Genomic DNA, 10,138 nt, shown 5'->3' with positions numbered 1-10,138 from the left:
ATGCGCTGTTCCAGGGGGAATGGGACGAGGAATTGCGTTTCGCCATTCTCGACCGCGAGTGGCGGCGCTCGGGCAAGGTTCACGATCTTCCGCCACGCCACCGCGTCGCCTGAATTGCCCAATCGGGGTAAAACCGGTTATGAGCGCCCCACCTTTCAACAGGATGGGGCGACATGGCCGGCACCGATACTTCCATCAAGATCGAGCTTCTTCCCGCGCCGGCGGTCATTCTGTGCGAGCCGCAATTGGGCGAGAATATCGGGGCGGCGGCGCGGGCCATGGCCAATTTCGGCCTGTGGGACCTGCGCCTGGTGCGCCCGCGCGACGGCTGGCCCAATGAGCGGGCCGTCGCGGCCGCCTCGCGCGCGGATCACGTCATAGAACGGGTGCGCGTGTTCGAGACGCTGGAAGCGGCGATCGCCGATTGCCATCTGGTGCTGGCCACCACCGCGCGCTCGCGCGACATGCAGAAAGAGGTGATCGGCCCCGATGAAGCGGCCGAGCGCATGGCGGCCCGCATTGCCGCCGGGCAGGGCGTGGCGCTGCTGTTCGGCCGCGAGCGCTGGGGGCTGCTCAACGAGGAAGTGGCCATGGCCGACACCATTGTCACCCTGCCGGTGGAGCCGGCCTTCGCCTCGCTGAACATCGCCCAGGCGGTGCTCATCCTCGCCTATGAATGGCGCCGCCATGGCGGCAGGGACGGGGAGCAATTGCCCTTTGGCAGCGGGCTTTCGGAGGTGGCGCCACGCAGCGAGCTTGTTGGGCTTTTCGAGCATCTTGAAGGGGTGCTCGACCAGACCGGGTTTTTCACCACGCCGGACAAGCGTCCCAGCATGGTCAACAATCTGCGCACGGCCCTGACGCGGGGCAATTTCTCCAGCCAGGAGATCCGCACGCTGCGCGGGGTTATCTCCTCCATCGACAGGCGCCATCTGCGGCCCAACCCGAACCGTGCGCCCAAGACGGAAACCGACGAATAGAGCGCTTTCCGCCTTTGACGGCGCCTTTGGGGCGTGGCAAGTCAGAAGCATGACAAGCGCCGCCCCCACCGAGACGTCCCGCCTCGCCTTCCATTATCGGGGCTTCCGTTTTTTCTGGCTCACCACGCTTCTGGTGGGGTTTTCCGTCCAGATCATGTCGGTGTCGATCGCCTGGCAGATCTATGACGTTACCGGCAATGTGTTCCTGCTCGGGCTGGTCGGGTTGAGCCTGTTCCTTCCGGCGCTGGTATTGATCCTGGTGACGGGGCTCACCGCCGACCGGTTCAACCGCCGCGCCATCATGGCGGTGTGCCTGGGGGTGGAGTTTGGCTGCGCGCTGGGATTCCTGGCCTTCGCCCATGCTCACGCGCATGAAGTCTGGCCGATTTTCGCCATCCTGGTGGCGCTGGGCACGGCGCGCGCCTTCTGGAGCCCGGCGGCGCAGTCGCTGGCGCCCAATCTGGTGCCGCCCGAGGCCTTGAGCAACGCCATCACCATCAATGCCTCGGCCTGGCAGTTCGCCGCCATCATGGGTCCGGCAGCGGGCGGGCTGCTCTATGGGCTGGGGCCGGAAGTGCCTTTCGGCACCGGTGCGCTGCTGTTGCTGATCGCCATGGTCTGCGTCGTGCTCATTCCCAAGCCGGCCCAGCGCAGCGTCGGCCAGGCCACGAGCCTGGAAACCATTTTCGGCGGCTTTCGCTACATCTTTTCCAACAAGGTGGTGCTGGGCGCCATTTCGCTCGACATGTTCGCGGTGCTGATGGGCGGGGCGGTGGCGCTGCTGCCGGTCTATACCAAGGATATATTGCATGCCGGCCCCGAAGAGCTGGGCCTGTTGCGCGCGGCGCCGGGCATCGGAGCCATCGCCATGTCGCTCTGGCTCACCCGCTTTCCGGTGCGCGACCATGCCGGCAAGGTGCTGTTCCTGTTCGTGGGGCTGTTCGGGCTCTTCACCGTCATTTTCGGGCTTTCCACCACGGCCTGGCTGTCCATTCCGGCGCTGGCGCTGGTGGGCGCGGCCGATATGGTCAGCGTCACCATTCGCGAAACCATCATGCAGCTGTGGACGCCCGAGGCAGTGCGCGGCCGGGTCAACGCGGTCAATTCCGTGTTCATCGGCGCCTCCAACGAATTGGGCGAATTCCGCGCCGGCACGGTGGCGCATTTTCTCGGGCCGGTGGCGGCGGTGGTCATTGGCGGGGTGGGCGCCATGGCCGTTGCCGTCACCTGGAGCCGGCTCTTTCCGCAGTTGCGCAATCAGCGCACGCTGGACCGGCGCATGGCCGATTGAGGGCGCCTGCCCTTGACTCCGGGCCGGGCGGCTTATAAGACCCGCCCACCTATTCCGGCCATTCGGCCCATAGGCGCACCCGGGATTCTCTGTTGGGAGTCTGTCGGCCCTGCGAAAGCAGGGCAGAGGAGGGCGCGATCCGTTCAACGTTTGAAAAGGATACGCGATGTCGAAGCGTCATTCCGTAAAGTACAAGATTGACCGCCGTCTTGGCGAAAACATCTGGGGCCGTCCGAAGTCCCCGCTCAATGCCCGTGCCTATGGCCCCGGCCAGCATGGCCAGCGCCGCAAGGGCAAGCTGAGCGACTATGGCCTGCAGCTGCGCGCCAAGCAGAAGCTCAAGGGCTATTACGGCTCGATCACCGAAAAGAGCTTCCGCAAGCTCTATGACGAAGCCGCCCGCCGCAAGGGCGACACCGGCGAGAACCTGATCGGCCTGCTCGAAAGCCGTCTGGACGCCATCGTCTATCGCGCCAAGTTCGTGCCGACCGTGTTCGCTGCCCGCCAGTTCGTGTCCCACGGCCACGTGCTGGTCAACGGCAAGCGCGTCAACATTCCGTCCTACCAGGTCAAGATCGGCGACAAGATCGAGGTGCGCGAGCGCTCCAAGCAGCTCACCGTCGTTCTGGAAGCCGTCCAGCTCGCCGAGCGTGACGTGCCGGATTATGTGGAAGTCGACCACAACAAGATGGTCGCCACCTATGCCCGCGTTCCGGCCCTGGGCGACGTGCCCTATCCGGTGCAGATGGAGCCGAACCTGGTCGTCGAATTCTATTCGCGCTGATTTCGGCAGTATTTTCCTACTTGTTTCGAGGGCCGCTCCACTGGAGCGGCCCTTAAATTTTGTTCACGTGCCAAAGCCTGCTTGTGCTTGCCGCAATTCTGTGACCGATTGGCTGGCCATTCGGGACTAGGGTGTCACATGCTAAAAGCCTTCTTCCAAAACCGCCGCTGGGCCGCCTGGGCCTATGGGGGCGGCCTGTTCCTGATCGTTTCGATCTTCATCCAGGTGCAGTTCACGGTGCTCATCAACAATTGGTACCGTGTGTTCTACGATATGTTGCAGGCCCCGGCCGGCCACGACATATCCGAGTTCTGGTCGCTGCTGTTCTCACCCCAGCTCGAACCCTTCACCTTTTTCGGCGTGATTACGCTGCCCTCGCCCAATTCCTTCACCTGGATCGCCATGCCCTATATGGCGTTGCAGGTGGTCACGCTCTACATCACGCGGCTCTATGCCTTCCGCTGGCGCCAGGCGATCACCGAGGACTACATTCCCCGCTGGCGCAGCGTGGAGCATGAGATCGAAGGCGCCTCCCAGCGTATTCAGGAAGATACGATGCGCTTCGCCACCATCGTGGAAAGCCTGGGGTTGGCGGTGGTGCGCTCGGTGCTCACCCTGATCGCCTTCATTCCGGTGCTCTGGACCATCAGCGCCGATGTCGACCTGCCGGTCATCCGCGACATTCCCGGCTCGCTGGTCTGGGCGGCCCTGCTGGTGACGGTGGGCGGCATGACCATTTCATGGTTCGTGGGCTATTTCCTGCCCGGCCTCGAATATAACAACCAGAAGGTGGAAGCGGCCTTCCGCAAGGAGCTGGTGCTGGGCGAGGACAACAAGCACGACCATGCCAGGCCCGAGACGCTGTTTTCGCTCTTCACCGGCATCCGCATCAACTATCACCGGCTCTATCTACATTATGGCTATTTCGATGCCTGGTCGAACCTGTATGGCCAGTTCACCACCATCCTGCCGCTGCTGATGATGGGGCCGGGCGTGTTTACCGGCGCGGTGACGTTCGGCGTGCTCAACCAGGCCAGCAATGCCTATGACCGGGTGGACGGCGCCTTCCGCGTCATCCTCGACCGCTGGACCATCATCACCGAGTTGCGCTCGATCTGGAAGCGTCTGCACGAATTCGAGGCCAATCTGGATCGCTACAATACCGGCCATGACGTGGCCATGCCCGAGACGGAGCCCGTTAGGGGCTGAGCGAGGCGGTTTTCCTGTCCTGGCGGCACGAGGTTGTGGTGTCGCCCGGCCGAGTGGATTAAGAGGGGGACGCAAGTCCCCTTCTTTGTTCCAGGCCGATGATGACCGACGCCGCCCTTCTTGCCGAGCAAACCTCCGAAGACAGCCAAACCGGCGCGCATCCGGTCTATGGGCAGGCGCCGCGCAGCGTCGAGTTCAGCAAGCTGCGCAAGCGCCTCATCCGCAATGCGCGCGAGGCCATCGAGAAATTCGCCATGGTGCGGCCGGGCGAAAAATGGCTGGTGGCGCTTTCGGGCGGCAAGGACAGCTATGGCATGCTGGCGCTGCTGCTCGACCTCAAATGGCGCGGCCTGCTGCCGGTGGAACTGCTCGCCTGCAATCTCGATCAGGGCCAGCCCAATTTCCCCAAGCATATATTGCCCGACTATCTCGCGGGCCTGGGCATTGCCCATCGCATCGAATATCAGGACACCTATTCCATCGTCACCGACAAGCTGCCGGCGGGAGCGACCTATTGCTCGCTGTGTTCGCGCCTGCGGCGCGGCAATCTCTATCGCATCGCGCGCGAGGAGGGATGCTCGGCGCTGGTGCTGGGCCACCACCGCGACGACAGCCTGGAGACCTTCTTCATGAATCTTTTCCATGGCGGCAAGCTCGCCGCCATGCCGCCGCGTCTGCTCAATGACGAAGGCGACATCGAAGTGCTGCGCCCCCTCATCTATTGTGCCGAGGAAGATTTGCAGCGTTTTTCCGATTCCATGGCCTTTCCCATCATTCCCTGCGATCTGTGCGGCAGCCAGGACGGGCTGGAGCGCAACGCCATGAAGGCCATGCTGGCCGATATCGAAAAGCGCATGCCCGGCCGCAAGGACGTGATGATCCGCGCCCTGGGCAATATCAATCCCAGCCACATGCTCGATACGCGCCTGTTCGACTTCGCCGGCCTTCTCGACAAGAGGGCGACGGCATGACCATTGACGTGATGGACCTGGCCGAGGTGCTGCGCGCGGCCAGTCGGCAGGAAATCGCCCCCCGCTTCCGCAATCTGGGCGATGGCGATATCGAGAGCAAATCCTCCACCTACGATCTGGTGACCCAGGCCGATCTGGGCGCCGAGCGCGTCATCACCGCCGCGCTGCGGGCACGCTTTCCCGACGCCATGATTTTCGGGGAAGAGGCCTATGCCGCCGATCCCGCCGTCATGGCGGGGCTGACTGAGGCCGAACTGGCCTTTGTCATCGATCCGGTGGACGGCACGTTCAATTTCGCGGCCGGCAACGGGCTGTTCGGCTCCATCCTCGCGGTCATGCGGCGGGGCGAGACGGTAGCCGGTGTTATCGCCGACCCCATGCTGGGCGACGTCCTGGTGGGCGAGCGCGGCGCCGGGGCGCGGCTGGTCCGGCCCGATGGCAGCGCCCGTGCCTTGCGGGTGGCTGCTCCCGTGGCGCTGGAGGAGATGGTGTCGGTGCTTGCCGCCAGCAATTTGCCGACGCCGCTGCGCCAGGATGTCTCGGCCAATCTGGCGCGGGTGCGCGTGGCCATGGCCTATGGGTGCTCCGCCTATGACTACTGGATGATCGCCAGCGGGCGGGCCCATTTCAACGGCGCCCATCGCATGATGCCCTGGGACCATCTGGCCGGTGTGCTCATCCATGCCGAAGCGGGCGGCTACAGCGCCCATTTTGACGGCTCGCCCTATCGGCCGGGCCAGATCGAGGGTGGGCTGCTCAGCGCGCCCGACCGCGAAAGCTGGGTGGACATTCGTCACGGAATTCTGGGGCCGCTGGCCGGCTGAGCAACGAGAAGGACAACGCATGAATATCGATCGCCTCGCCGGCATTCTCCGCCAGGCCGCCAGGGAGGAAATCCTGCCGCGCTTCCGCCGGCTGGATGAGGGCATGATCCACACCAAGGCCCATGCCTTCGATCTGGTGACCGAAGCCGATGAGGCGGCCGAACGCGCCATCACCGCAGCGATCAACGCCCATTCGCCCAACACCGTGGTGATCGGTGAGGAGGCGGTGGCCGCCAATCCGGCGCTGCTTCAGGCCAACTTCGAGGACCGAATCGTCATTTACGTCGATCCCATTGACGGTACGGCCAATTTCGCCGCCGGCCTGCCGCTTTTTGCGGTCATGGCCGCCGTGGTGCAGAATGGCGAACCGGTCGCCGGGGTGATCTATGACCCGATGGGCGATGATTTCTTCATGACCGAGCGCGACTGCGGCACCTGGCAGGTTTTTCCCGATGGCCGCCGCGTACGGCAGAAATTCTCCGCGCCCCGACCGCTCTCGGAGATGGGCGGGCTGGCCTCCACCTCATACCTGCCGGGTGATATCCGCGGCGCGGTTCTGGGCAATATGGCCAAGGTCAAGATGTTCGCCAGCTATCGCTGCGCCGGCCACGAATACCGCATGGCCGCGGGCGGCCACGTGCATTTCCTCATGTATAACAAGCTCATGCCCTGGGACCATGTTGCCGGTGCGCTGATGATGCGCGAGGCCGGCGCCCATGTCGCCAAGTTCGACGGCAGCCCCTACCGCCCCACCGACCTGGCGGGTGGGCTCATCGTTGCCGCCGACGAGGCCAGTTGGCAGGACCTGCGGCGCGAGGTGTTTACGGTCTAAAATCAGTGCGCGCCGCCGGAATCGGCTTGCGCATAGTCCTCGCCGACCCCGAACAGGCGGCCCTTTTCGGCGATGAGGATGCAGATCAGCGCCAGCACGCCCATGCTGAAATAGCCGAGCGCCGCCGGGATGGTGGTGCCGTCGAACATCTGTCCGGTGAAGCCGCCGATCAGCGCGCCGCCCACGGTCTGGATGAAGCCGAAGACCGCCGAGGCGGTGCCGGCCACGGCGCCCAGCGGCTCCATGGACAGAGAATTCATATTGGCCGAGGCCCAGCCGAAGCTGAACATGATGATGGCCAACAGGGTGAAGAACAGCCAGAGCGGCATGAAGCCGGCCAGGGCCAGCGCCAGCCAGATGAAGCTGAACCCGGTGTAGACCAGAATGGCGCCATGGGAGAGCCGGCGCATGCCGAAGCGGCGCACCACGCGGGAATTGGTGAAGGACGAAATCGACATCAGCCCCGCCATGGCGGCGAAGGCCACGGGGAAATACACTCCCAGCCCATAGATATCGACGTAGATCTGCTGGGATGAGCTGATGAAGCCGAACAGCGCCCCGAACAGGAACGTGCCGGCCATGCCGTAGGAAATGGCGGCCCGGTTGGTGAACACGATGCGGAAGCCGTCGATGATGCCCCCGAAGCTCAGAGGCCGCCGGGCGTCGAGCGGCAGGGTCTCGGGCAGGCGGAAATAGGTCCACAGCCCGAAAATCGCCGCCAGCCCGCCCATGAAGATGAAGATGGTCTGCCAGGGGCCGGTCATCAGCAGCACCTGGCCGATGCCGGGGGCGATGATGGGGATGGCCATGAACACCATGAAGGTCAGGGACATGACCTCGGCCATTTCGCGGCCCTTGTAGCGGTCGCGCACCAGGGCGGTGGCGATGACGCGCACACTGGCCGCGCCCATGCCCTGAATGGCGCGCAGCGCCAGGAGTACGCCGAAACTGGGCGCGAACACCGCCGCCAGGGCAGCCACCACATAGATGCTCATGCCCGCCAGCAGCGGCGCGCGCCGCCCATAGCGGTCGGTCAGCGGCCCGAAGGCCAGTTGAGCAAAGCCCATGCCGATCATGTAGGCGGCGATGACATATTGCCGCTCGTTCTCGCTGGCGACGCCCAGCGACTCGCCCATATAGGGCAGGGCGGGCAGCATGACGTCGATGGCCAGGGCGTTGAGCGCCATCAGCGCGGCCACAAGGGCGATGAATTCAGGGCGCGAGAGCACCCGCGTGAAGTGGTCGGACATCGATTTTCCCTGGGGTGACGCTGACGCGGAAGGGCGCAGACGAAAAGACGGCCGGGACCATGAACCCGGACTGGCGGATTTGCAAGACTCTATCGGCAAAAAACGATGTTTGCCAGCGATGGTTCCGCTCAGGCCGGGCGGGGAATGAAATGGGGGGCGCTGCGTTCGTTGATCGGCAGATGAACCGCCGCCGAGGCCAGCCCGAGCAGGATGCCCATATACCAGACGAGGCTGTAGGAGCCGGTCTGGTCATAGACATAGCCACCCATCCATACCCCGACGAAGGAGCCGATCTGGTGGCTCAAAAAGGCGATGCCATAGAGCATGCCCATATAGCGCGCGCCGAAGAACAGCGTCACCAGTCCTGCCGTCAGCGGCACGGTGGAGAGCCAGAGCAGGCCCATGGCGGCGGCGAAGGCATAGGCGGTGACCTCGCTGACGGGGACGAGCAGGAACAGCCCGATGGCAATGGCGCGCAGGAAATAGATCATCGCCAGCAGCATCTGCTTGGGCAGGCGGCTGCCCAGCCAGCCCGAGAGCAGTGAGCCGGCGATGTTGAACAGGCCGATGACCGCGATCGTCCAGCTTCCCACTTCCGGGGAAAGCCCGCAGTGCACCAGATAGGCCGGCATATGCACGTTGATGAAGGCCAGGTGGAAGCCGCAGACGAAAAAGCCGATGACCAGCAGCCGGTAGGAGCCATGGCCCCAGGCGCGCGACAGCGCTTCCATGAAGGGCAGGTCGGCGTGACCTTCCGTATTTTCGGTGCGGCCGCGCAGGGCGTAGCTGAGCGGAATGATCAGCAGCAGGGCAATGCCGAGATAGACCAGGGCCGATTGCCAGCCAAAGGCGTTGATGAAGCCCTGGCTGATCGGGGCGAAGGCGAATTGTCCGAAGGACGAGGCGGCAGTGGCGACGCCGAAGATCAGCGAGCGCTTTTCCATCGGCACCGAGCGGCCGAAGGCCACCATGACCACAGAGAAGGAACTGACGGCGATGCCGACCCCGGCGATCACGCCCGCGGTGAGCGTCACCCAGCCGGTATCGGGAGAAAAGGCCATGGCCAAAATGCCCAGCCCATAGATGGCCAGGCCGACGGCGATGGTGCGGCCGGTGCCGACGCGGTCGGCCCATGCGCCGGCGAAGGGCTGGGCAATGCCCCAGACCAGGTTCTGTATGGCCATGGCCATGCCCCAGCCTTCGCGCGTCATCTCCAGATCGGCGGTCATCGGCAGGGTGAACAGCCCGAAGCTGCTGCGGATGCCATTGCCCACGGCGGCAATGATGCAGCCGGCGATGATCAGCACCAGCAGCGGAACGGCGGGGCGGGATGTTGCGGACATGGAGCACCTCGAAAGCGGCCGCCAATCTAGCCGCCGCTGGCCCCGAGGCAAAGCGACATTGATGAATAGCCGCCATCAGCTTTGCTGATGGGTGCAGTCTTAGTAACCGAACCCGCCACCAACCACCGGGTCATTCCGGCCTGCGCCGGAATGACCTGGGGTAAAAGAGGAATTCGGGGGGAAGGGGGCCGGCGGCTCCCTGCCCATATTCTCAGGATGGGTCCCGGCGCTACTACGCGCTCTGCTTGACGGCGATGCCGGCCGCTTCCAGGTGCTTCTGGAGTTCGCCCGACTGGAACATCTCGCGCACGATATCGCAGCCGCCGACGAATTCGCCCTTCACATAGAGCTGGGGAATGGTCGGCCAGTTGGTATAGGCCTTGATGCCGTCGCGCAGTTCGTCGCTTTCGAGCACATTGGCGCTGCCATAATCAACGCCCAGATAGCCCAGGATCTGCACGACCTGCCCGGAAAAACCGCATTGGGGGAAATCGGGCGATCCCTTCATGAAAAGGAATACGTCGTTATTCTTCACCTTGTCGTCGATGAAGGCGTTGATGTCGCTCATTTGGGGAACCTTTCGCTTGGCCGGTTTCAAGGGCCGGCTGTCCGGGCCTTTAGATAGGTCAGGATTGGGGCGCTGTCGAGGTGGCT

At 64.0% G+C, this 10,138-nt stretch carries 10 protein-coding genes; 7 read left to right on the top strand and 3 right to left on the bottom strand.

Going from position 1 to position 10,138, the window contains the following annotated elements:
• The first annotated feature begins 173 nt into the window (after positions 1 to 173).
• From VDP82_RS08320 to VDP82_RS08290, 7 genes are all read left to right on the top strand, one after another.
• Positions 174 to 980 (top strand): RNA methyltransferase, encoded by an 807-nt coding sequence (locus VDP82_RS08320; RefSeq protein ID WP_323014384.1) that lies wholly within the window; start codon positions 174 to 176, stop codon positions 978 to 980.
• 49 nt (positions 981 to 1,029) lie between these two features.
• Positions 1,030 to 2,271 carry an MFS transporter gene (locus VDP82_RS08315; RefSeq protein WP_323014383.1) on the top strand — a complete coding sequence of 414 codons (1,242 nt, stop codon included), beginning with the start codon at positions 1,030 to 1,032 and terminating at the stop codon, positions 2,269 to 2,271.
• Positions 2,272 to 2,437: 166 nt separating this feature from the next.
• Positions 2,438 to 3,055, top strand: coding sequence for a 30S ribosomal protein S4 (gene rpsD / locus VDP82_RS08310; protein WP_323014382.1), 618 nt, complete (start codon positions 2,438 to 2,440; stop codon positions 3,053 to 3,055).
• Between the two features lie 138 nt (positions 3,056 to 3,193).
• The gene (locus VDP82_RS08305) at positions 3,194 to 4,264 is read left to right on the top strand and encodes a putative transporter (RefSeq protein ID WP_323014381.1); all 1,071 of its coding nucleotides are present in this window, start codon (positions 3,194 to 3,196) and stop codon (positions 4,262 to 4,264) included.
• Between the two features lie 98 nt (positions 4,265 to 4,362).
• The gene (gene ttcA, locus VDP82_RS08300; RefSeq protein ID WP_416347092.1) at positions 4,363 to 5,235 is read left to right on the top strand and encodes a tRNA 2-thiocytidine(32) synthetase TtcA; all 873 of its coding nucleotides are present in this window, start codon (positions 4,363 to 4,365) and stop codon (positions 5,233 to 5,235) included.
• Entirely contained in the window at positions 5,232 to 6,059 is an 828-nt protein-coding gene (locus VDP82_RS08295; RefSeq protein ID WP_323014379.1) for an inositol monophosphatase family protein, read from the top strand. Before ttcA ends, VDP82_RS08295 begins: the two co-directional genes overlap by 4 nt.
• Positions 6,060 to 6,078: 19 nt before the next feature.
• Positions 6,079 to 6,891 carry an inositol monophosphatase gene (locus VDP82_RS08290; protein WP_323014378.1) on the top strand — a complete coding sequence of 271 codons (813 nt, stop codon included), beginning with the start codon at positions 6,079 to 6,081 and terminating at the stop codon, positions 6,889 to 6,891.
• Between the two features lie 2 nt (positions 6,892 to 6,893).
• Here the strand turns inward: VDP82_RS08290 and VDP82_RS08285 are convergent, their stop codons facing one another.
• The 3 genes from VDP82_RS08285 to grxD form a co-directional block, all read right to left on the bottom strand.
• Complete coding sequence (locus VDP82_RS08285; RefSeq protein WP_323014377.1) at positions 6,894 to 8,240, bottom strand: multidrug effflux MFS transporter; 1,347 nt, start codon at positions 8,238 to 8,240, stop codon at positions 6,894 to 6,896.
• A 29-nt stretch (positions 8,241 to 8,269) separates the two neighbouring features.
• Complete coding sequence (locus VDP82_RS08280; protein ID WP_323014376.1) at positions 8,270 to 9,484, bottom strand: MFS transporter; 1,215 nt, start codon at positions 9,482 to 9,484, stop codon at positions 8,270 to 8,272.
• Positions 9,485 to 9,716: 232 nt separating this feature from the next.
• Positions 9,717 to 10,052 carry a Grx4 family monothiol glutaredoxin gene (gene grxD / locus VDP82_RS08275; protein ID WP_323014375.1) on the bottom strand — a complete coding sequence of 112 codons (336 nt, stop codon included), beginning with the start codon at positions 10,050 to 10,052 and terminating at the stop codon, positions 9,717 to 9,719.
• Between the last annotated feature and the right edge of the window lie 86 nt (positions 10,053 to 10,138).

Origin of the sequence: Devosia sp., from assembly GCF_034675085.1 — a bacterium.
GTDB lineage: Bacteria > Pseudomonadota > Alphaproteobacteria > Rhizobiales > Devosiaceae > Devosia.
This window is presented reverse-complemented; position numbering and strand designations above follow the sequence as displayed.